The organism is Microbacterium sp. RURRCA19A (assembly GCF_900156455.1).
GTDB lineage: Bacteria > Actinomycetota > Actinomycetes > Actinomycetales > Microbacteriaceae > Microbacterium.
Genome location: NZ_FTNQ01000001.1, coordinates 1,535,849 through 1,556,853 on the forward strand (window position 1 = coordinate 1,535,849; position 21,005 = coordinate 1,556,853).

General features: G+C 70.7%; 20 protein-coding genes. 8 read left to right on the top strand and 12 right to left on the bottom strand.

The genetic code is table 11. From position 1 onward, the window contains the following. Positions 1-75 precede the first annotated feature (75 nt). From BW982_RS07380 to BW982_RS07400, 5 genes are read right to left on the bottom strand one after another with little or no spacing between them, the layout of a single operon-like run. Positions 76-933 (bottom strand): MBL fold metallo-hydrolase, encoded by an 858-nt coding sequence (locus BW982_RS07380; RefSeq protein ID WP_076491396.1) that lies wholly within the window; start codon positions 931-933, stop codon positions 76-78. After that, positions 903-2,573, bottom strand: a complete 1,671-nt coding sequence (gene atzF / locus BW982_RS07385; protein WP_076491398.1) for an allophanate hydrolase — start codon at positions 2,571-2,573, stop codon at positions 903-905. Before atzF ends, BW982_RS07380 begins: the two co-directional genes overlap by 31 nt. Then, on the bottom strand, positions 2,570-6,172 hold the full coding sequence (gene uca / locus BW982_RS07390) for an urea carboxylase (protein WP_076491400.1): 3,603 nt from the start codon (positions 6,170-6,172) through the stop codon (positions 2,570-2,572). The genes atzF and uca overlap by 4 nt, the downstream gene beginning before the upstream one ends. Continuing rightward, positions 6,169-6,849, bottom strand: a complete 681-nt coding sequence (locus BW982_RS07395; protein ID WP_076491402.1) for an urea amidolyase associated protein UAAP2 — start codon at positions 6,847-6,849, stop codon at positions 6,169-6,171. The genes uca and BW982_RS07395 overlap by 4 nt, the downstream gene beginning before the upstream one ends. Before the next feature lie 12 nt (positions 6,850-6,861). After that, the gene (locus BW982_RS07400; protein WP_076491404.1) at positions 6,862-7,701 is read right to left on the bottom strand and encodes an urea amidolyase associated protein UAAP1; all 840 of its coding nucleotides are present in this window, start codon (positions 7,699-7,701) and stop codon (positions 6,862-6,864) included. 86 nt (positions 7,702-7,787) lie between these two features. On the opposite strand from BW982_RS07400, the gene BW982_RS07405 reads away from it, so the two are divergent. The 3 genes from BW982_RS07405 to BW982_RS07415 all read left to right on the top strand — a co-directional run bounded on the left by BW982_RS07405 (position 7,788) and on the right by BW982_RS07415 (position 10,984). Continuing rightward, the gene (locus BW982_RS07405; RefSeq protein WP_076491406.1) at positions 7,788-8,444 is read left to right on the top strand and encodes a TetR/AcrR family transcriptional regulator; all 657 of its coding nucleotides are present in this window, start codon (positions 7,788-7,790) and stop codon (positions 8,442-8,444) included. 332 nt (positions 8,445-8,776) lie between these two features. Beyond that, a complete protein-coding gene (locus BW982_RS07410; protein WP_076491408.1) occupies positions 8,777-10,285 on the top strand; it encodes a high affinity choline transporter 1 in 1,509 nt (502 codons plus the stop codon). Between the two features lie 51 nt (positions 10,286-10,336). Beyond that, entirely contained in the window at positions 10,337-10,984 is a 648-nt protein-coding gene (locus tag BW982_RS07415) for a cyclase family protein (protein ID WP_217693665.1), read from the top strand. A 26-nt stretch (positions 10,985-11,010) separates the two neighbouring features. Here BW982_RS07415 and BW982_RS07420 read toward each other — a convergent pair whose 3' ends face one another. Continuing rightward, positions 11,011-12,036 carry a phosphotriesterase family protein gene (locus BW982_RS07420; protein ID WP_076491993.1) on the bottom strand — a complete coding sequence of 342 codons (1,026 nt, stop codon included), beginning with the start codon at positions 12,034-12,036 and terminating at the stop codon, positions 11,011-11,013. 49 nt (positions 12,037-12,085) lie between these two features. On the opposite strand from BW982_RS07420, the gene BW982_RS07425 reads away from it, so the two are divergent. Further along, positions 12,086-12,454, top strand: a complete 369-nt coding sequence (locus tag BW982_RS07425) for a cupin domain-containing protein (protein ID WP_076491410.1) — start codon at positions 12,086-12,088, stop codon at positions 12,452-12,454. 37 nt (positions 12,455-12,491) lie between these two features. On the opposite strand, the gene BW982_RS07430 is transcribed toward BW982_RS07425, so the two are convergent. After that, positions 12,492-13,403, bottom strand: a complete 912-nt coding sequence (locus BW982_RS07430; RefSeq protein ID WP_076491412.1) for an amidohydrolase family protein — start codon at positions 13,401-13,403, stop codon at positions 12,492-12,494. Further along, complete coding sequence (locus BW982_RS07435; RefSeq protein WP_076491414.1) at positions 13,393-13,908, bottom strand: RidA family protein; 516 nt, start codon at positions 13,906-13,908, stop codon at positions 13,393-13,395. Before BW982_RS07435 ends, BW982_RS07430 begins: the two co-directional genes overlap by 11 nt. 64 nt (positions 13,909-13,972) lie before the next feature. On the opposite strand from BW982_RS07435, the gene BW982_RS07440 reads away from it, so the two are divergent. From BW982_RS07440 to BW982_RS07455, 4 genes are all read left to right on the top strand, one after another. Further along, positions 13,973-14,473: a RidA family protein gene (locus BW982_RS07440; protein WP_076491416.1), complete on the top strand. Its 501-nt coding sequence runs from the start codon at positions 13,973-13,975 to the stop codon at positions 14,471-14,473. Then, positions 14,470-15,702, top strand: a complete 1,233-nt coding sequence (locus BW982_RS07445; RefSeq protein WP_139327345.1) for an MFS transporter — start codon at positions 14,470-14,472, stop codon at positions 15,700-15,702. The genes BW982_RS07440 and BW982_RS07445 overlap by 4 nt, the downstream gene beginning before the upstream one ends. 304 nt (positions 15,703-16,006) lie before the next feature. Next, positions 16,007-16,714, top strand: coding sequence for a hypothetical protein (locus tag BW982_RS17695; protein ID WP_139327346.1), 708 nt, complete (start codon positions 16,007-16,009; stop codon positions 16,712-16,714). A gap of 39 nt (positions 16,715-16,753) precedes the next feature. Continuing rightward, the gene (locus BW982_RS07455) at positions 16,754-17,542 is read left to right on the top strand and encodes a hypothetical protein (protein ID WP_076491423.1); all 789 of its coding nucleotides are present in this window, start codon (positions 16,754-16,756) and stop codon (positions 17,540-17,542) included. 98 nt (positions 17,543-17,640) lie between these two features. On the opposite strand, the gene BW982_RS18640 is transcribed toward BW982_RS07455, so the two are convergent. From BW982_RS18640 to BW982_RS07485, 4 genes are all read right to left on the bottom strand, one after another. Beyond that, the gene (locus BW982_RS18640) at positions 17,641-18,099 is read right to left on the bottom strand and encodes an HTH domain-containing protein (RefSeq protein WP_368483024.1); all 459 of its coding nucleotides are present in this window, start codon (positions 18,097-18,099) and stop codon (positions 17,641-17,643) included. A 77-nt stretch (positions 18,100-18,176) separates the two neighbouring features. Beyond that, positions 18,177-18,749, bottom strand: a complete 573-nt coding sequence (locus BW982_RS07465; protein WP_139327347.1) for a hypothetical protein — start codon at positions 18,747-18,749, stop codon at positions 18,177-18,179. A gap of 1,020 nt (positions 18,750-19,769) precedes the next feature. After that, positions 19,770-20,201: a cytidine/deoxycytidylate deaminase family protein gene (locus BW982_RS07480; RefSeq protein WP_139327348.1), complete on the bottom strand. Its 432-nt coding sequence runs from the start codon at positions 20,199-20,201 to the stop codon at positions 19,770-19,772. Then, on the bottom strand, positions 20,198-20,968 hold the full coding sequence (locus BW982_RS07485; protein ID WP_076491436.1) for an amidohydrolase family protein: 771 nt from the start codon (positions 20,966-20,968) through the stop codon (positions 20,198-20,200). The genes BW982_RS07480 and BW982_RS07485 overlap by 4 nt, the downstream gene beginning before the upstream one ends. Positions 20,969-21,005: the final 37 nt, after the last annotated feature.

The following is a 21,005-nucleotide window of genomic DNA, read 5'->3' on the forward strand; positions in this document are numbered from 1 at the left end:
TTCTCGCTTCGGGGCGGGGACTTCACGCCCCGAAGGGAGGAATGCGCCCCGAACCGGGAATGCGCGAGGTGCGGGTCAGCGGGAATGGACGATCGCGGACCACACCGGGAAGTCGGGGTCGTGGGCGGGCCAGACCTCGGACGACGGGGCGCGGTGGAGGGATGCCAGGCGGGAGATCGCGCGGTCGGCGAGGGCGGGGCCGTCCGCGCCCACCGTCGAACCGCAGCGGACCTCGCGTTCGACGTTGTCGAGCAGGTCCGCGGCGTCTCCGGCCAGGACGACCGTGCGCTCGGGCAGCTCCACGACGAACGACTGGTGGCCGGGCGTGTGTCCGGACGTGTCGATCGCGGCGAGACCCGCGGCCAGGGGCGTATCGCCGTCCAGCAGCCCGAGCGTGAGCCCGTCGCGATCGAGGTCGTCGAGGAACAGGAAGTTCCCCCGCGCGTCGGTCGTCTCGTTGACGTGCTGCCACTCCCGTCGCTGCAGCAGCAGCGGCCGGTCGGGCGCGAGCAGGCGCGCGGCGCCGGTGTGATCGAAGTGCGCGTGCGTGAGCAGCGCCGCCGCGAGATCGGCGAGGTCGAGCCCGGCCTCGGCGATCTGGTCGACCAGCGGGTCGCCGGGCGGGACGATCGGCGTGTAGTTCTCGTAGTCGAAGGATGCCGTGCGCGTGGCGCGGTCGCGGATGCGCGCCGGGTCGAACCCGCCGTCGACGAGCACCCACCCCTCGTCGAACACGACCGCCACGGCCGTCACCGGCTCCATGAGGAACCGGAACCGGCTGCCTCCGTCGACGGACGTCGCCTCCGCGATCGGCTCGTACCCCACGACCATCGGCACGAGGTGCCGCGGCCGCCCGCTCAGCCGCAGCGGCGGAAGGTCCGCGTGATCGACGATCGACGAGCTCATGCCGTCGCCGCCCGGTACGCGCGCCATCCGCCGTACGTCGTGATGTCGGTCGCACCCTCGAGCGCAACGGCCTCGCACAGGAATCCGGCGACGCTCGACCCGTCCGCGAGGACGGCGGAACCGATCCCCATGGGCGCGGGCAGATCCGCGACGAAGCGTCCGAACCCGGCGGCCGGAAGCCGCCACACCTCCCCCGCGATCGCGGCGCCGCCGTCGGCCGCGCGGGCGAGGCCCGGCTTCGGCGGAACCGTGTCGAGGGCGTACAGGCGGTACTGCGCGGCGGTCTCGACCTCGGCGACGAACGTCCCGCCGGCGGCGACGAGCTGGTGGTTCAGCGGCTGTCCGCGCAGGTGCGCACCCACGACGAGGAGATCGACGGACGGCGCCTGGATGCGTTCGGCGAGCTGCGCGAGCGTGCGGTCGGCGAACGGGGCGCCCGTGAGCATGACGCCGAAAGCCCGGCCGCCGACGACCCCGGCCGGGACGGCGAGGGCGCTGCGGTCGAGCAGGTTCGCGAAGTTCGTGTACCGGCCCATGCGACTGTTGGCCCCGACCGGGTCGGCGGCGACCTCGTCGAGGGTGGGATGCCACGTGGTCGTGGGCGTGAGGAGCGCCACCGTCCCCTCGAGCCGGCGGAGCCCCTCCGCCCCGAGGCGGTCGAGACGCTCGCGGTCGCGGAAGTAGTCCGCGGCTCGCGCCTCGGCCCCCGCGAGCACGATCCCGGCGACCGTGGGGTCGAGGTCGGTGCCGACGAGCTCGGGGTGGGCGGCGATGAAGTCGCCCACGGCCGCGGTGCGCTCAGCCACGAAGGCGCCGCCGTACAGCAGCGATGCGGCCTCGAGGAGCGGCGCGATGTCGACCTCGACGATCTCGACACCCGAGGCAGCGAGCGCGGCGACGACGGCGGCGAAGGCCTCCGCCCACCCGTCGGCGAGGCCCTCGAGGTGCGCGGCGGTCGGCACGGCCACGCGGGGACGCGCGTCCAGCGGCGGCTCCGGGCGGTCGTCACGTCCCAGCGGGTCGATCCCGTCGGGCCCGGCCATGATCTCGGCCGCCGCGCGGGCGTCGGACAGGCCCCGCGCGAACACGGTGACGCAGTCGAGGGTGCGGCACGCGGGCACGACGCCGGTCGCGGGGACGAGCCCCACCGTGGGCTTGACCCCCACGATGCCGTTGAGCGCCGCGGGCACGCGGCCGGACCCGGCGGTGTCCGTGCCGAGCGCGAGGTCGACGATCCCGAGGGCCACCGCCACGGCCGAGCCCGAGCTGGAACCGCCCGAGATGCGCGTCGGGTCCCACGCGTTGCGGACGGCGCCGAAGGGGCTGCGGGTGCCCACGAGGCCCGTGGCGAACTGATCGAGGTTGGTCTTGCCGACCACCACGGCCCCGGATGCACGCAGCCGCGCGACGGCGGTCGCGTCGCGCTCGGGACGGTACGCGTAGGCGCGACTCCCGGCCGTCGTCGGCATCCCCTCGACGTCGATGTTGTCCTTGACCGCGACGACCGTGCCGGCCAGCGGCAGACGCTCCCCCGCGGCGACGCCGAGGTCGACCTCGGCCGCCTCGGCGAGCGCGTCGTCCTCGTCGCGGACCGTGATCCACACCTCGGGGCGGTCGACCTCGCGCATCCGGGCGTACGCGGCGCGGACCCGCTCGACGGCGCTCACGCGTCCACCGCCACGGCGGCGAGGAGCTGACCGGCGGCGACGGTCTCCCCCGGACGGACGAACACCTCGGCGACGGTCCCCGTCACCGGCGACCCGATCGGGGTCTCCATCTTCATGGCTTCCAGCACGATCATCTTCTCTTCCTTCTGCACGGACGCCCCCTGGGCGGCATCCACTCTCCAGACCGCGGCGGCGAACGGCGCGGTCACGCCGACGGTGCCCGGCGGCAGCGCGCGGCCCACGTTCGGGGCCGCGGCCGGCGCCTCGTCGACGCGGTCGAACTCGCCGCTCGCCCGCCACCGTTCGCGCTCCTCGTCGAAGGCGCGGCGCTGACGTTCGCGGAACGCCGCGATCCCCGGCGCCTCGTCGGCGAGGAAGCGCTCGTACTCGGCGAGCGCGAACTCCCCCTCGACGGTCTCGAAGCTCCCGCGCCCGGCATCCACGTCCGCCCGGAGGTCGAGGAGCTCCTCGGCCGACACGGGGTACCAGCGGATGCGGTCGAAGAACCGCAGCGCCCACGGGTTCTCGGTGAACAGCCCGCCACGGCGGAAGCGGTTCCAGATCTGCACGGTGCGGCCGACGAACTGGTAGCCGCCGGGGCCCTCCATGCCGTAGATGCACATGTAGGCGCCGCCGATGCCGACGGAGTTCTCGGCCGTCCACGTGCGCGCCGGGTTGTACTTGGTCGTGACGAGGCGATGGCGGGGGTCCAGCGGCGTCGCCACGGGCGCGCCGAGGTACACGTCGCCGAGCCCCATCACGAGGTACTGCGCGTCGAACACGGTGCGGTACACGTCGTCGACGCTGTCGAGTCCGTTGATGCGGCGGATGAACTCGATGTTCCACGGCGTCCACGGGGCGTCGTCGCGGACACCGGCCATGTACCGCTCGATCGCGAGCCGCGTGGCGGGATCGTCCCACGACAGCGGCAGGCGCACCTCGCGCGACGGCACCACGAGCTCGGACGTGGGCGGCAGGTCGTCATCGAGCTCGCGCAGCAGCCCGACGAGCTGCGACGCGCGCAGCACCGAGGCATCCGTGTGCACCTGGAGGGACCGGATGCCGGGGGTGACGTCGAGGATTCCCTTCGGTGCTTCTTGCGCGAGGCGTTCCTGCAGCGCGTGCACGCGCATGCGCAGGCCGAGGTCGAGCACCTGGTCGCCGAACTCGACGAGGACGTTGTCGTCGCCGTCGCGGCGGTACGTGGTCCGCGGGCGGAGGACGCGCTCCCCCTCGACCTCCGCGTCGCGGACCGCGATCACGCCGTCGTCGCCGTCGCCGGTCCCCACGAGCGCCGGGGCGGCGACCGCCGGGTCGAGGGTCGCGGCATCCGCTTCCCGGACCGGCGCGAACCGCACGACATCTCCCGGCCGCAGCTGTCCGAGCTTCCACAGATCCCCGGATGCCACGACCACCGGGCACACGAAGCCGCCGAGGCTCGGCCCGTCGGGGCCGAGGAGCACGGGGGTGTCCCCGGTGAAGTCGAGCGCACCCACAGCGTAGGGCGTGTCGTGGATGTTCGACGGGTGCAGCCCGGCCTCGCCGCCGTCGGTGCGCGCCCACGTGGGCTTCGGGCCGGTGAGGCGCACGCCGGTGCGGGCGGAGTTGACCTGGACGCGGTACTCCGCGGAGTACAGGGCGTCGATGTCGGCGCGCGTGAAGAACTCGGGGGCGCCGTGCGGACCCTCGGTCACCGCGAGCACCCACGTCGTATCGAGGTGCGGGCGGCGTTCCGCGGGCGTCGGCGCGGGCGCGGCGGACGCCGCCGTCCCGGGACGCAGCACGTCGCCGGTCACGAGCGCGCGGCCGCCGTGCCCGCCGAAACCCCCGAGCGTGAAGGTCGAGGCGCTCCCGAGGTACTCGGGCACGTCGATGCCGCCGCGCACGGCGAGGAAGACGCGCATGCCGGGGCCGGCGGCGGTGCCGATGCGCAGCACGCCGCCCGCGGGGACCTCGACCGGCTCCCACTGCGCGACGGGCGCGCCGTCGAGCTCCACCGGGGCAGGTGCTCCGGTGACGGCGACCACCGAGGCCACGCTGAAACGCAGGGTCGGACCGGTGAGCGTGATCTCCAGGCCCGCCGCTCCCTCGGGGTTGCCGACGGCGAGGTTGGCCTCGCGGAAGGACACGGCATCCATGGGCCCGGACGGCGGGACGCCGACCTTCCAGTAGCCGACGCGTCCGGGGAGGTCCTGCACGGTCGTGAGCATGCCGGCATCCACCACGTCGATGCGCGGGTCGGGATCGCGGGCGTCGTCAAGGGTTCCGGTGTCGTGGGTGACGGCGCGGACGCGCGGGTCGTGCACGATCTCGCGGATCATCCCGGCGCCGGTGACGATGCCGTCCACGCGCGTGTCGGCGAGGGCGGCGGAGAGCCGGTCGAGCGCCGCGTCACGGTCGTCGGCGAAGGCGATGACCTTGCCGAGCAGCGGGTCGTAGAACGGCGAGACCTCGCTGCCCGCCTCGACCCACGCGTCGACACGGATGCCGTCACCCTCGGGCCAGCGGACGGCGGTGACGAGTCCGGTCGAGGGGGTGTTGCCGCGGTCGGGGTCCTCGGCGTAGATGCGGGCCTCGACGGCGTGCCCGCGGGGTGCGAGCGGACCGTCGAACAGGGCCTCGGGCAGCGCGGCGGGACCGCCGCCGGCGAGGTCGAGCATGAGACCGACGAGGTCGACGCCGAACACCGCCTCGGTCACAGGGTGCTCGACTTGCAGCCGCGCGTTGACCTCGAGGAAGTACGCGCGCTCCGCGATCGGGTCGTACACGAACTCCGCGGTGCCGGCGGAGCGGTACCGGATGCCGGCGGCCAAGGCGGCCGCGGTGCGGTGGAGTTCCGCGCGGACCTCGGGCGGGAGCCCCGGGGCCGGAGCCTCCTCGACGACCTTCTGGTTGCGCCGCTGCAGCGAGCAGTCGCGGTCGCCGAGGACGGCGACGCGTCCGGCGCCGTCGCCGAAGAGCTGCACCTCGACGTGGCGGGCGGGTCGCACGAACTTCTCCAGGAACACCCCGGGCGTGCCGAAGCTCGCCGCCGCCTGACGAACGACGGCGTCGTACGCGGCGCGGAGCTCGGCGGCATCCACGCACACCCGCATGCCGATGCCGCCGCCACCGCCGGTGGCCTTGAGCATCACGGGGTATCCGATGACGGATGCCGCGGCCTCGGCCTCGGAGGCCGACTCGAGCACGCCGGTGCCGGGGAGGAGCGGCACACCCGCCGCCTCGGCCAGCGCCCGCGCGCGATGCTTCAGACCGAAGGCCTCGAGCTGTTCGGGCGTCGGACCCACCCACGCGAGGCCCGCCGCCTCGACGGCGCGTGCCGCGTCGGCGTTCTCGGCGAGGAACCCGTACCCGGGGTGGATCGCGCCGGCACCGGTGGCGCGGGCGGCGTCGAGGATCGCATCGATGCGCAGGTACGACTCCGCGGCGGGAGCGGGACCGAGCCGGACCGCCTCGTCGGCCTCGCGGACGTGCGGGGCGGCGCGATCGGCGTCGGAGAACACCGCGACCGTGCGGAGCCCGCGCTCGCGGGCGGAGCGCAGGATGCGGCGGGCGATCTCGCCGCGGTTGGCGACGAGGAGCGTGTCGAAATCGGTCACGGGCGCGTCACCACCATGCGCAGCGGCGTGCAGCTGAAGTCGTTGCACGGATTGTTCATCTGCGGGCAGTTCGACACGATCACGAGCACGTCGCGCTCGGCGCGGAGCGCCACGCGCTTGCCGGGCGCCGACATGCCGTCGACGATGCCGAGCGATCCGTCCTCTTCGACCGGGACGTTCATGAACCAGTTCAGGTTCGACACGAGGTCGCGGGCCCCCAGGCCGTAGCGCGCGGCCTCGGCGAGGAAGTTCTCGCGGCACCCGTGCTGGTAGAGCGTGTGGTGGCCGTACCGGAGGGTGTTCGACTCCTTGCTGCACGCGCCGCCGATCGTGTCCTGACGGTCGACCTCGTTGCCGACCACCGTCATCAGGGGACGGCCGAGGTTGCTGCGCAGCACCGTGCCGGTGCGGACGTAGACGTTGCGCTGCCACGCGATCGTGTCGGCGGCGCTGTAGCGCTCGTCGGTGTCGTCGGCGGCGTAGACGAGGAAGTCGGCGGACTGGTTGCCGCCCACGTCGACGATCGTCAGGACGTCGCCGGCGCGGACGATGCCCGACCACGGCCCGCGCGGGGCGACGTGCTCGTCGAGCACGATCTCGCCGGGGACGAGGGGCTCGGACCAGTCGAGGGGGACGCCGTCGGCGTGGACGGGACGTTCGGGAACGGTGGTGATCATGACGTCTCCTGCTCAGAGCCCGGCCAGGGCGGCGTACGTGATGCTGTTGCGGTAGGCGCGTTCGCGCTCGGGGGTGAGCGAGAACACGGCATCCGCCTCGCCCGTGGGCTGCGACGCCCACGCGGTGATTCGCAGCGGACCCACGATGTAGTCCTCGCGGGGGTCGAGCGGGTGCGGGACGTTCGCGACCAGGACGATCAACGGCAGCTCCGCGACGAGCTCGACCGAGGCGCCCGGGCCGGCGGAGCCGAGCCACTCGAGGTCGCCCTCGGGGTTCGCGCGCACACCCTGGAAGAACGACACCGCGGGCGGCAGGTCGCGCGCGGTCAGGCCGTGCTTGCTCGCGGCGAGCCGCAGCAGGCCGTGGCCCGACGGCGACGGCCCCTCGGGCGCGGCGTCGCCGTACCGCTCGATGGCGGCCGCGTCGCTCGTCGTGCCGCAGAAGGCGTCGTGGCGGCCGGAGCTGTCGGCGACGATCGTCGCAAGGACGCGGCCGTCGCCCGAGAGCAGCGGGTGCCCCTCGCCGAGGTACGCCTGCCACGGGATCTTCTGCGTGTCCGCGACGTTGAGCCGTTCGCCGGGCTCGACGGCGTTGAAGAGGAGCACGGTGGCGCAGGCGTCGCCGCTGGGATCCGTGAAGCGGATCCGCGTGCCGCGGGCCACCCGCAGGTGCGTGTAGCCGCCGGGGGCCACCGTCTCGGCCCAGCGGAGGTCGCCCTCTGCGACCCCCTCCGGCGCGAAGGGCGCCGCAGAGGGCGGGAGATACGGCATCCATTCCGACTGCGCCGCGCGGGCACGAGCGTCCTCCCGGGCGCGCCCCACGTTGCCGAGAGCGTCGACACGACCTTCCATGTGCAGCCTCTTTCTGTCGCTTGACAGGTATTAGACCAGGCGTGCGTTTCGGCGGCGTTACACGACCCCCGGGTACGGTGGAGCGCATGGCCGCCACCCGAACCGGACGACCCCGCGCCTCCGGGTCGTCGCCCACCGGGCTCGGCACCCGGGCCGACGTCCTCGCCGCCGCGGCCGCCCTCTTCGGCACGCGGGGGTACGCCTCGGCCAGCACGCACGCGATCGCCGAGGCCGCCGGCATCCGCCAGGCCACGCTGTACCACCACTTCGCGCGAAAACAGGACATCCTGCTCGCGCTGCTGCTCGACACCGTGCAGCCCTCGCTCGATGTTGCCGCGCAGCTGCTCGCCCGCGACGAGGACCCCGCCGCACGCCTGTGGGCCCTGTGCGTCGCGGACGTCACGCTCCTCGCCGAAGCCCCGCACAACACCGGCGGCCTGTACCTGCTGCCCGAGGTGTCGGACGCGGCGTTCGAGCCGTTCCGCGAACGCCGGAGCGAGCTTGAGACGACCTACCGCACTCTCGTGGCCGCGTGCGGCGTCGCCCCCGACACCGCCGCCGCGGGCGCCTCCCTCGTGCTGGCGCTGGTGGAGAGCGTGATCCTGCAGCGCAAGAACGGGCAGACGACCCCCCTGGATGCCGAGACCATCGCCGCCGCCGCGCTGCGCGTGCTCGACCTGGATGCCGCGACCCGCGAGCGCGCGGCCGCGCTCGGGCCCGGGGTGCTGTCGGCGCTGGGCTGAGCCCCGAACCCTTTGCCCCGCCCCGCGGTCGGCGGCGGGGCCGGGCCGGGCCGGGCCGGCAAGCATCGATAAACGCGATCGACGACCAGAAACGGGACGTCGTCACGTTTCTCGCCGTAGATCGCGTTTCTCGGCGATCCCGGCCCGGCGGCTCCGGCCCGGCGGCTCCGGCCCGGCGGCTCCGGCCCGGCGGCTCGGGATGCCACCCCCACGCGCCGCGAGCGATTTCACGCGCCTTTTACACGGGCGAAACCACGGCGAACGCCGGCGAGCGGAGTCTTTCTGTCAGGCAACAGAAACCCTATTCGCCCCTCATCGCCGGGAGCCCGCCCATGATCATCTTCGGAGTCGCCCTGAGCGTCGTCCTCATCCTCGTCGTCGGCATCGTCGTCGCACGCAAGGTCGACGGCGACAGCGCGAACTACCTCGTCGCCGGGCGCCGCCTCGGCGTACCGCTCGTCGCCGTGAGCCTCACCGCCGCCGCCGTCGACGCCAATGCGACGGTCGGCAACACCGACCTCACCTCGCAGTTCGGCTTCTGGTCAGGAGCGTCGCTCGCCATCGGCCTGGCCGTCTGCCTCCTGCTGACCGGACTCTTCCTCGCCAAGCGGATGAACGCCATGAAGCTGTTCACCCTCGGCGACTTCTTCCGCCTGCGGTACGGACGCCCCGTGGAGCTGCTGGCATCCGTCCTGATGATCGTGTCGTTCACGTTCCTCCTGGCCGGCAACCTCGTCGCGTGCGGCTTCCTCCTCGAGCGCTTCGCGAACATCCCGTACGCCTGGGGCGTGGTGCTCGCGGTCGTCCTCGTTCTCGCGTACACGGTCGCCGGCGGCCTGTTCTCGGATGCCTACACCGCGGCGATCCAGACCACGATCACCGTCGTGGCGGCCATCGTGCTGCTCGCGTGGGTCGCGCTCTCGTACGGGATCGTGATCCCCGAGGGCATGGGACCCCTCGACCTCCAGCAGCTCACCGACCCCGCCGCCGGGGCCCCGATCAACTGGGCGACGCTGATCTCGCTCGCCATCGGCGACATCGTCGCGATCGACTTCATGCAGCGCATCTTCGGCGCGAAGAGCCCCACGGTCGCGCAGCGCTCGTGCTTCATCGCCGCCGGCCTCACCGCCGCCATCGGATCCGTCTTCGCCATCGTCGCGCTGAGCGTGTCGTCGACCCTCGGACTCTCCGTCGAGAACGGCCCCGTGCTGTACCAGCTGCTCGGCGACTACGCCCCGCCCATCATCGCGATCCTCGTGCTCTCGGGCATCGTCGCCGCGTCGTTCTCGACCGCGTCCGGCGCGATGCTGGCCACCTCGGCGATCGCCGTCCGCAACATCTTCACGGTCCGCCGCCACACCGGAACCGGCCCCGACCCGTTGCTGCGCTGGACGCGTCTCGCGATGATCCCGTTCGTGATCGCCGGCGCCTTCCTCGCGATCCGCGTCAGCCAGACCGGCATCCTGCTCACCCTCGCCTTCGACCTCATGCTCGCGTGCCTCGCGGCGCCGTTCGTGATCGGGGTGTTCTGGAAGCGGCCGGGCGCCGTCGCCGCCCTCGGCGCCATGGCGGTCGGCTTCGTCGTCCGGATGACGCTGCTGGCCCTCACCCCGACGCTGTACGGCGTGCCGAACGACATCCTGTACGTCCCGAACGACCTGGTCGGGGCGGACTTCGACGGGTGGGCGACGCTCATCTCGGCGCTGGTCGGCTTCGGCACGTACGTCGCCCTGGCCTTCCTCGCACCGCGGCGCACGCCCGAGCTCGACCGGGAGGCGGCGGTGCTGGCCGACCTCGCGGCCGAACGGGACGCCTCGGAGAAGGTCGAAGTCGCCGCGTGACTTTGGATCCCAAGATGCACATTTCGGATCCCAAAGGATAGGGTGCTGCGCGTGACCATCATCGATCTGAGCATCCCCGTCCACCCCGACATGCTGCACTGGGGCCGCCGACCCACGTACGAGATGGTGGAGGAGATCTCCGACACCAGCCCGAGCGAGGTCTCGCGCTGGCTCATCGGCGCCCACACCGGCACGCACGTCGACGCCCCGAGCCACTTCGTCCCCGGCGGCACCACGGTCGACTCCCTGCCCCTCTCGCACACCGTCGGCCTCGCCCGCGTGCTCGACCTCCGCCACGTCGAGAAGGAGATCACCGCCGACGACCTCATCGCGGCCGGCGCCGAGGGCGCGACGCGCGTGCTCTTCAAGACCCGCAACTCCACCGACGCCCTAACCCGCAACGAGAAGAGCGCCACGTGGGTCGGCCTCGGGCCCTCGGGCGCGCAGTGGCTCGTCGATCACGGCGTCGTCTTCGCCGCGAACGACTACATGACGATGGAGGCCCCCGACCACACGGTCGAATGGCCCACCCACGTCATCCTGTGCAACGCCGGCGTCGTGATCCTCGAGAACGCGAACCTCGCCGACACCGAGGCGGGCGACTACTACCTCGTCTGCCAGCCGGTCCCGTTCGAGGGACGCGAGGCCGCGCCGGCACCGGCGCTGCTGCTGCCGGCCGCGACGGCGAACGTGGTCTGACCCCCGCGTGGGGCGTCCGGATGCCGTCAGGCGACCGGGCGCCTCACCGCGCGGTCGAGGAGGCGCCGGGGTTCGTCGACGAGCATCTCCTCGACCCGGGCCTCGCCCAGGCGCGCGCGCAGTTCGGGCGCGACGGTGCCGAGCAGCCGCGCGTAACCGTACCCGCCGTGACGCGCGAGCTGCGCCTTCGTCCACACCGACTGGCCGAGCACGTAGCGGGCCGCGGGCCGCGATGCCACGGCATCCACGAAGAAACGCAGGCGCTCGGCATCCGTCGGATTGTGCACGCGCCCGACGTGCACGTCCTCGGTGCCGAAGCACATCTCGAGCGTCGCGCCCGCGTCGGACAGGTCGCGCCAGTACGCAGCATCCAGGAATTCGTCGGCATTGGTGAAGACGACGCGTTCCGCGGGCAGCCCCGCGCGCCCGAGCTCGTCGAGCACCGCGAGGCCGTCGCGGGCGTCGGGGTCGAGCCGCACGGTCACGCTCGCCCCCGCCCGTCCCGCCGCGTCGGCGGCCGCGCGCAGCATGCCGCGTTCGATGCCCGGAAGGCCGGCGGTGGTGCCCAGGATGCCGAGGAGACCCGCGCGGTAGTCGGTGCCCGGCACCGCGTCGTCGAGGGCCGTGGCGAAGAGGTCGCGCAGGCCGTCCTCGTCGAGCGCCGCGATCTCCGGCGGGAGCGTGGAGCGGATGTACGTGCCGTACGCGACGACGATCGTCATTCCCGAGCGGCGAGCGACGTCAGGCAGCCGTCCATGGTCGGGCCCGAGCCCCCACGAGGTCGATTCGACCAGCGCGGCTTGCCCGACGGCGACCGCTCCACAGAGCTCGTCGACAGCGACAACCGGATCATCCAGGCGCAGGTTGTCGGCGAAGGCGAGCATGTTGCGGCGGAGGTAGTCGCGGGTCTCGGGACGCACGGTGGGCGGGCCGGGCGGCGGGGGCCGCTCACCGTCGCGCTGCAGGCAGGCCGAGTCGGCGAGCACGTGATCGTGCATCGACGTCGCCCCGAGCTCGGTCGCGGCGATGGGGCCCAGAACGGTCTCGATCATGCGCATTCCTCTCGTTGCGGATCCATTCTGGTCGATTTAGGATCCAAACATGACTTTCGTGATCAGACCCGCCGAGCTGGATGCCACCGACCTCGAGGCCAAACCCCTCGCCCCGCCGAACGCCGAGCCGCTGTCGGGCGAGATCATCGTCCGCGGCAAGGTGCAGTTCGCGAACGACGACCGCACGATCATCTCCGGCGTCTGGGAGAGCGACCCCGGGACGTCGCGCTGGGAGTTCCTCACGCGCGGCGAGATCGTCCACATCCTCGCCGGGCGGATGACGGTGCAGCGCGACGGCGAAGAGGCGGTCGAACTCACCGCCGGCAGCGCCGCCTACTTCCCGATCGGCTGGACGGGCGTCTGGACCGTCATCGAGCCCGTCCGCAAGCTCTACGTGGTCTACAAGCCCGCCGCCTGAGGCGGGACCGACCGGTGCCCGGCGCGCGCGCCGCGGCTCAGCCCAGGCGCAGGAGCCGCGCGGCGTTCTCGCCGATGATCGCGGCGGCCTCGGATGCCGAGAGCCCGGGCAGCTCCTCGACGACCGCGGCCGTCGCCCCCGGCGTGTACCAGGGGAAGTCCGAACCGAGCACCACGCGCTCGACCCCGATCGCGCGCACGAGGGCGACGACCTGGGCCGCCGTGGGCGCGAGCGGCGCCCCGATCCAGTGCACGATCTCGGACAGGTCGAACCGCAGCGACGGCTGCGCCTCCGCGAGCGCCTCGACGTCGCGCCACGCGGCACCACCCAGGTGCGCCATGATCACGGCGAGCCCCGGCCGCTCCCCCGCCACGGCGGCGATGCGCTTCGGGTCGGCCCACCCGAAGCCGCGGACGTCGGGGCCACCGTGGAAGACGACGGGCGCACCCGCTTCTTCCAGCGCGTCGTACGCGCCGGCCAGACCGGGGTCGTCGGGGTAGGTGCGGATGGCGATCGGATGCAGCTTCAGGCCGCGCGCACCGTGGTCGCCGAACATCTCCGCGAAGTGGGCGCGGACCTCGGCGGAGGTCATCACCGCGGGGTTGGCCGCGAGAAAGGGCAGGAGCTGCGGATGCTGCGCGCCGAGGTCGCAGAGCCACCGGTTGTACGCGACGAGGTCGTCGCGGAGGGCGGCGTGCGGGGGGACAGCGGGCCAGTAGTCGGCGCCGCCGGGCGGGTGGGGGAGGTCGGGCAGCTCGAAGCTGCCGAGGACGGCCGCGTAGTCGAATCCCTCGGTCTCGAGCGTCGCGAGCGCGTCCGCGACGGTGCCGGCGATGCCGGCGAAGGTCACGTCCGGCTTCTCGCCGTACTCGACGATCGGGTAGGCGGTGAGGTCGTGCAGACCCTGCGCCGGGTCGGCGTAGAGGTGCAGGTGCGTGTCAATCCTCATCGTCGACCTCCGGTGCCGGATGCCGGGTCTCCACGACCGTGACCATCTCGAAGACGTTGTTGCCCGACAGGCTCGTCACGCCGATCCCCGCGGAGGTCGAGCGACCGATCCGCGGCCCGAAGACCTCGACGAAGAGGTCGGCCGCGCCGTTGGTCACGAGGTTCACGTCGGTGAAGTCGGGCGAGACGCAGACGAACGTCAGCGTGCGGATGAAGGCCGACACCTCGTCGAGCGACCCCACCGCGAAGCGGATCAGACCCAGGACGTTGATCGCGGCGTACCGGGCGGCCTCGTACCCCTCCTCCAGAGTGACGGTCTCGCCGACGCGGCCGGGAAACACCTTGTTGCCCTGGCGGTCTTCGGGGGTGATGCCGCTGATCGTGAGCGTGCGCCCGAGATGGTGGAACGCCTTCATCGTGGCGTACCGCTCGCCGTACGGTGGATCGCTGTAGTCGGGAATGACCAGACCCAGTTCCTTGACACGTTGCTCAGCGGACCACGCCATGACAGCTCCCGTCGTAATGGATCCATTTTGTATGAGATAGGATACAACCGAAGAGAGGGGCACCATGACATCGCCAGAGGAACGCGTACGAGAACTCGGACTCGAGATCCCCGACTACAGCGACCCGCCGTTCGGCATCCGCTATGGACGCATGAAGCCGTTCCACCGCATCGGCTCGCTCATCGAGCTCGCGGGCCTCACGCCCGAGAACCGCGCCGGCGACCGCCTCAACCCGGGCGTCGTGAGCGTGGACGTCACGGTCGAGGAGGGCTACGCCGCGGCGCGGCTCACCGCGATCCACACGCTCGGCATGATCCGCTACGCGGTCGGGTCGCTCGACAACGTGGTGAGCCTGTCGCGCGCCCTGTGCTTCGTGGTCTGCCCTCCGGGGTTCGAGGACCTGCACCTCGTCTCCAACGGCGCGACCGACCTCTTCCTCGACGTCTTCGGCGACGAGGTCGGGAGCGTGGGCCGCGCGTCGATCGGCGCCACGAGCCTCTCGCGCAACAACTGCTTCGAACTGTGGCTCAGTCTCGAGTGCGCACCGGAGACCCCCGCGGCATGAACGGCACGCGGGACATCACCCGCACCGTGCCGTTCTGGCTGATCTTCGCCGCGTCCACGCTCGGCGGCATCACGAACTCGGCCAGCACGCCCCTCATCCCCGTCTACGTCAGCGATGTGCTCGGCGGCGGCACGGAGCTCGCCGGGGCGATCATCTCGCTCGCCGCGGTCGCCTCGATGCTGTCGATGCCGATCGCGGGCGTCCTGGGCGACCGCTTCGGCTACCGCCTGGTGGCGGTCATCGGCAGCGCCGTCGCTACCGCCGCGATGATCCTGCTGGTGAGCATCCCGACCGTGTGGGGCGCGGGGCTCAGCCGCATCCTGTTCGGCCTCGGCGGCTCGGCCGCGGTGACGCTCCTCATGGCCTGGCTGGTGACGATGGCCTCGCCGGGCGAGCGCGGGAAGGCCCTCAGCATCTACGGCCTCAGCGTCTGGATCGGTCTGGCGCTCGGGCCGCCCCTCGGCACCGCGATCAACGCCCTCGCCGACCCGCGGACGGTGTTCCTGATGTGCGCCGGCCTCGAGCTCGTCACCGGGCTGCTGATCCTCGCCCTCCCCCGCGTCCCGCGCCCTCTCCCCCGCGCCGACGCGACACCGCGTCCGCGCGGACTCCGCGCCCTCTGGCGCGCCTTCCTGGCGGTCTGGACACCGGGTGTCGTGGCCGCGGCGGCCTGGTGCGGCGAGGGGCTCATGCTCGGCTTCCTCATCGTGCACCTCTCCTCCGCCGGCATCCCCGCGACGGGCATCACCGGTGCGGCCTCGGTGTTCGCCGTCTTCGCGGTGTCGGTCATCGTCGCGCGCCTGTTCCTCGCGAGCCTCCCCGACCGGATCGGTCCGCTGCGGGCGACGGCGATCTCGCTCGTCGCGCTCACCGCGGGGCTGGTCACTCTGGCCCTCGCCGGGAACTTCTGGGTCGCGTCGGTGGGCGCCGCGCTCATCGGCGTCGGCTTCTCGCCGCTGTACCCGTCGTTGACGATGCTCGCCACGCGCGGACTCCATCCCGAGAACCGCGCCCTTGGCGTGGGGCTGTTCTCGAGCTTCACGAGCATCGGTTACGGCGGCGGCGCCATCATCGGCGGCGCCGTGATCGCCACGGCCCCCTCGATGTGGGCGTTCCTCCTCGTCGCGGGGCTGCAGCTGGTGGCGCTCGCCGTCCTCGTGATCTTCACGCGCGACGACTCGCCCCGGACGCCGACGGATGCCATCGAGCCCCGGGATCCTGCCGCCTGACGCGGGCCCGCGCTCACCAGAGCCGCGAGCGCTTCACCGGCAGCAGGTCGTGCATCGCCACAGCTGGCTACCGTGTTCCTGCACCACTCCCATGACGCCACGCCACTACGTTCCTTCGCACCTCGCAGCCGGCGTCGCTGACCAGCGCGCCAGCGAGACTGAGCTCACTGCATCGCTATCAATCGCTGATGCACCGAAAAGTCCTCAACATCGCCCACGATAGATGCCGAGCGGCGCGGCAGGCGGAGCATCCATAGACTTCTCTCGTGCCCCGAAAGCTCTCCCCTACGAAGCAGGGCGTTCGATGGGCGTAGACAACCCCTTCCCCGAAGAGCATCCACACACGGGGTGGGCTGCGGCCGTCGGCGGCGCCATACTTCAATCGATACCGTTCGCAGGCCCAATAGCAGCGACACTCACCACGGAAGCAATCCGACAGGCTCACGGTCGACGGGTAGAAGAGTGGGCGGCGATGGTGAGCGCCCGTCTCGATTCGCTGGAACGCGACGGGGTTCATGTCGACGTGACAGCCCCCGAGTTCCTAGCCAGTCTCCCTCGCCTGCAACGGGCAGCGAACGAGACAGCCGATTCAGAAAAGCGACAACTCCTTGCGCTGGCCGCCGCTCACTCCGGCCCTTGGTCCCCTGTTCCATACTCGCGGCGAGCCGAGTTCGTCGAGTTGGTCTCCTCCTTGACCCCGGCGGAAATTTCCGTGGTCGCCTGGTGCGACGACGTTCGAGACCCGGACGGACTGTGGCCGGATGCATACGAGGGTCTGAGCCTGACGTATAGCGGCATCTTCGCGACGAAGGACGAAGAAAGCCCTGACATCCGAGTATGGATCACGAGTGCCACGGGGGTACCTGCGGAGGATGCGTGGAGGATCTTCCTCGCCGTATCGGCTCGAGGTCTCCTCGAAGATCCTCGCGCCCAGAGCTTCCCCGCACTCCTTCACCGATTTACCACCAACTTCGGCCACGAGTTCGTGCAGTTCCTTCGATCGACCACCTGACCCCTCGGCGCCCACTCGACGTCGCGATAGATTCCGGTCATGGGGATGACGGACTCGCAGCGCCAGGCAATCACGCAGATGCTCGACACAGCGGAGGATCTTGACCGGTGGCGGCTTCGAGCTCACCGCATCGAGCAACCGGAGCGAGGTAGCGATCTCGCGCAGGACGACCAGATCTTCGAGTGGATGCCGATCAGCGAAGTAGTGCGACTCTCCCTGGTCGCGTCGGGCGAGCATCTCCGGCTCGCCCTGGATGCCGTCAAGGCAGAGCAGCTGTACCCGTCCTCGCATTTCACCGTTCTCCGTGGTGCTCTCGTCGGAGCTTCGCAAGCGGTCTGGATACTGGCACCCGACGAGCAGGTCGCGCGTCGCGAGCGGGGCCTCACGGTGATCGCAGAGATGTATGCCCAGATGGGCAAGTACTACAACTTCCTCGAGACCACGGCGCTCGAGGCCGACGACCAGACTCGACTGAGCGACCAAAAGCTGTGGTTGGCCGAACGTAGCGCACAGGTTGCGGCGCGAAAGAACACCGGAGCAACACTCAATCTCACCGACGTAATCGGTAGCGCCGTCGACACCACCTTCCCCGATAGACGCGCGCGTGAAGCCCTCCGTGGGCTATGGCGACAGATGAGCGCAGACGCCCATGTGCTCGGCTGGTCAATGTTCCAGAGAGCGACCTTCGGCCCCCCGGATCGACGCACCGGTCTCGGCGAGGGCAAAGCCGGCGGCGTGCCGGAGCTCGTTGCAGAGCCATTCCTTGGCTCCTACCGCCTCCTGAAGCGCGGCTGGTCCCTCTTCGATCAACGCTGTGAGGCCCGGTAGCAGCTGCAGGCGCACGCCTCGGAAGAAATGAGACTCCCCCCGGCGCGAAACGTACGCCCGACAACGCACAACGTTAGTCATCGCTGCGGCGAGCCAACTTATGCGCGTCGAGACTGGTTTGCCGCGTTGATGAGGTAGGAAGCGCGGAGCGCGATGGCGTACCTCGTGTCGCTTGACAGTTTTTGCGGGTCTCTAGAGGCAAGGATCAGGTCATCCAGGTCTAGGCCGGTGAGCCTGGCTACATTCTCGAGACTGAGGTGACACTCGACCGTCAAAGACTGGAGGATGCCTAGGAGACGTTCATCGTCGTCGATGTCGAGGCCGTATGTGAGTTGAGCCGAGAGCATTGACAGACGCGTGGTTTCCTCCGGTGAAAGTACCCGCTCATCCGCTACCAGCCCTCCGTTAGTTGGCGCGTCATAGTCCAGCAAACGGGACAGTGATCGAGCTTCGATTCGAGTGATGGCGCTCAGCGCTTCCTCTGATATTCGCCCCTCCGCGATCAGTCGGCGTAGATCAGATGCGACGCTTCCATCCGGTGTTGTCATACCGTCCATCGTGCCGCCTGCCGGTGCGACAAGAAAGGGGGCCCCGGCGTCTTGCCTGCCTGGCCCCCTCACCTGCGCTGCCCGATCTATCCCAAGTACTTGTAGATCGTGTTGTTCGGCCCCGTCCAGGCGCACTGGCCCCAGAAGTTGCTCGCGGCTCCCGACAGCGTTCCCGAGTACCTGTGGCCATAGAGTCTGCTCGTCGAGGCCCGGCCCGAGAACCCCGATGCGATTTCGCTGCCGCCACCGAAGCCGCTGGTGAGATCGGTGGTAGAGAACGTTCCGAGGAAGCTACCCCCGAAGCCCTCTGCGCAGGGGGCATTGACCGCCCAATAGTAATAGCCGCCTGTCGCCGTCACCTCGATCGTTCCCCCGTTCCCGGGGTAGACCGCGTTCGGAGCAACGGTTCCCGGTGCTCCCGGGGACTGGACTGCCTGCATACCGAACGTGACCGTTTCGCCCTCTTCCAGCGTCTGCGTCTCGCCGTTGACAGTAAGGACGTAGGTGTCCGCATCCGGCTCGGCGGCGACAGCGGCCGGCGCGATCGCGAAGATCGAGCCCGCCATGATCGTCGCGGCGGCAGCGCCCAGAGCGCACCTGAGGCCACGCTTCGTGGGGAGCAGCTGACGGCTCTTCTTGTCGTTGCTTGGAACTCGCATGAACATCCTCCAGGGGGGGTGGACGTCCCGTTGGACGCCTCTCGCGAGGACGCTAACTGCGTATGCGAGATCGATCCAGCAACTCTGACTGCTTGCCGGCGAGAGCAATTGAAATTGTCCCCGGACGAATGTCCTCCGACTACACCGGCAGCTCAGGGGGAGCAACTTCTAGTGCATGAAACACACGCATGAGAGTCATGAGGGTGGGGTTGGCCGAACCGCCCGATGGCGACTGACCGCGTTCAAGACATCCGCACGTATACGTCGCTATCCCGGCCGCCTGCGCCACCTGCTCCTGAGAGAGCCCGCGGTCTACACGTATCCTCTTCAGCGTGGTGCCGAGGCGAGTCGCCACGCGCTCGGCATCCGCAAAGCCACCCTCATTGATGCGCGACATCGTGAATCCCCCAGCTGCCAAGACTCGTTCGACCACGTCCCATCGATTGCAATCGCGACGCCCCCTACTCGAACATTTCACGCAGGTGCGGTAGGCGTCAAGATTGCCTGGAGGGATCGAACAACGCAGCAAAGCTCGACTGTCCGACTCACCTCGAGTCGCTGGGAGAGACTCTGATCCTTCGACACCACGCGGTGGATTCGCTGGAGCCCTGGGAAAACGGAGGGCCTCAGATCTAGCCGGCCGACTGGGGTTCTGGAGGCTTGGACCGCGGCCCGTTCTCTCGGTGTCTTACATCGTTTCCCTTGCAAGACGTCTCACCACTCCCGCGCGCCCCGTCGGATCGGCCGCGACTTCCCGCACCGCGCGATTCTCGAAACTACGTGTCGCAACCGCCTGAGGTCTTCATGGCGCTGGGCGTTGGTTATGAGACAGGGAAGAGGTCGAACACCACCAAGCTCATCGACTGCGCGCCTGCCAACGAAAACGCAGACCACCGACCGACAAGAGGCGGATCTGGAGGCCGTCGGCGTCCGCCGCGATGACCTCGACGTCGACCACGGCGTCCAACCGCAGGCCACGAAGGCCGCTCCGGCGGCACCCTTCCTGGTTTGCCACGCCCCTCACCAGAGCCGCAGCCGCTTCGCGGGGAGCAGGTCCCCCATCGCCACGGCCACCGTGTCGGTGCCGCGGGTGATCCAGACGCGGGCGTCCGGCCAGTAGTCGGTGAGCAGTTCGGCGCAGACGCCGCACGGCTCGATCACGTGCTCGCTACCGCCCGGGCGGCGCAGCACGCTCACCCCGGCCACAACGGTCCCGGCGGAAGCGATCACGTTCCCCGCGGCGACGCCCTCGGCGCACACCGAGGAGCGGCGCGCCGAACCGTCGACGTGCACGCCCGTGACGATGCGGCCGTCGGCCAGTCGGAACGCCGCGACGACCTCGTGCCGGCCCTCGCGGTAGACCGCGGCGAGCTGCGCCCGCGCGGCCTCCAGCAGCTCGGCATCCGCGTCGGACATTTCCGCGGGACGCCCGAGCGGCGGCCGGTGGGTCACACCGGCACCGCGATGCGCATGATGCGGGCGTAGTTGCCACCCTCCACCAGCGCGCGGTCCGCCTCGTCTGGAATCGCCTTCGCGATCTTCATGCGCTCGAGGTCGAAGTCCGACCCCGGCCACTCCGAGCCCATCAGGATCTTCTCGGGTCCGAGCCGCGCGTACGCGCGCTTGACGTCGGCCATGAGGGTCGCGGAGGTCTCGAGGTAGACGTTCTCGCGCCGCTCGGCGACGATGATCGCCTCGGGCACGTTCCATACCGCGCCCATGTGCGCGATGATCGTCGGCACGTCGGGGTGGTCCTTCGCGATCTCCTCGATCGAGAACGGCGCGCAGAAGGCGTCGTCGAGGGCGTTGATGATCACGGCCATCCCGTTGGCGGCGCACGCGCGGAACACCGGGTCGAGCAGACCGTGGTCGGCGACGTGGTACCCGTGCATGCTCGGGTGGAGCTTCAGACCCCGGATGCCGGCATCCGCGAGCCGCTGGATCTCCTGGACCGCGTCGTCGGCCTGCGGCATCACCTGACCGAACCCGATGAACCGGTCGGGGTGGGCGTCCTGCAGCCCGATGATGAAGTCGTTCTCGATGCGCTGCGCGAGCGAGCACACCATCGCCATGTCGACGCCGGCGGCATCCATGCGGGAGAGGATGCGTTGCGGGTCGAACGGGACGTGCGCCGGCGGCTCCTCGCCCGGACGCGCGCCGGTGAGGTAGTCGGAACGGCCCCGGACGTCTTGCGTCGTGTTGTAGGCGTCGATGATCATGGGCACTCCTCGCGGGGGATGCGAGCCGTCCGGCTCG

What these genes read in the sequence shown, in the direction of transcription:
- BW982_RS07380 (WP_076491396.1), bottom strand. Translation starts at nt 933, where the DNA reads ATGGCGCGCGTACCGGGCGGCGACGGCATGAGCTCGTCGATCGTCGAT.
- BW982_RS07395 (WP_076491402.1), bottom strand. Translation starts at nt 6,849, where the DNA reads ATGATCACCACCGTTCCCGAACGTCCCGTCCACGCCGACGGCGTCCCC.
- BW982_RS07400 (WP_076491404.1), bottom strand. Translation starts at nt 7,701, where the DNA reads ATGGAAGGTCGTGTCGACGCTCTCGGCAACGTGGGGCGCGCCCGGGAG.
- BW982_RS07405 (WP_076491406.1), top strand. Translation starts at nt 7,788, where the DNA reads ATGGCCGCCACCCGAACCGGACGACCCCGCGCCTCCGGGTCGTCGCCC.
- BW982_RS07410 (WP_076491408.1), top strand. Translation starts at nt 8,777, where the DNA reads ATGATCATCTTCGGAGTCGCCCTGAGCGTCGTCCTCATCCTCGTCGTC.
- BW982_RS07420 (WP_076491993.1), bottom strand. Translation starts at nt 12,036, where the DNA reads ATGATCGAGACCGTTCTGGGCCCCATCGCCGCGACCGAGCTCGGGGCG.
- BW982_RS07425 (WP_076491410.1), top strand. Translation starts at nt 12,086, where the DNA reads ATGACTTTCGTGATCAGACCCGCCGAGCTGGATGCCACCGACCTCGAG.
- BW982_RS07430 (WP_076491412.1), bottom strand. Translation starts at nt 13,403, where the DNA reads ATGAGGATTGACACGCACCTGCACCTCTACGCCGACCCGGCGCAGGGT.
- BW982_RS07435 (WP_076491414.1), bottom strand. Translation starts at nt 13,908, where the DNA reads ATGGCGTGGTCCGCTGAGCAACGTGTCAAGGAACTGGGTCTGGTCATT.
- BW982_RS07440 (WP_076491416.1), top strand. Translation starts at nt 13,973, where the DNA reads ATGACATCGCCAGAGGAACGCGTACGAGAACTCGGACTCGAGATCCCC.
- BW982_RS07445 (WP_139327345.1), top strand. Translation starts at nt 14,470, where the DNA reads ATGAACGGCACGCGGGACATCACCCGCACCGTGCCGTTCTGGCTGATC.
- BW982_RS17695 (WP_139327346.1), top strand. Translation starts at nt 16,007, where the DNA reads ATGGGCGTAGACAACCCCTTCCCCGAAGAGCATCCACACACGGGGTGG.
- BW982_RS07455 (WP_076491423.1), top strand. Translation starts at nt 16,754, where the DNA reads ATGGGGATGACGGACTCGCAGCGCCAGGCAATCACGCAGATGCTCGAC.
- BW982_RS18640 (WP_368483024.1), bottom strand. Translation starts at nt 18,099, where the DNA reads ATGGACGGTATGACAACACCGGATGGAAGCGTCGCATCTGATCTACGC.
- BW982_RS07465 (WP_139327347.1), bottom strand. Translation starts at nt 18,749, where the DNA reads ATGCGAGTTCCAAGCAACGACAAGAAGAGCCGTCAGCTGCTCCCCACG.
- BW982_RS07485 (WP_076491436.1), bottom strand. Translation starts at nt 20,968, where the DNA reads ATGATCATCGACGCCTACAACACGACGCAAGACGTCCGGGGCCGTTCC.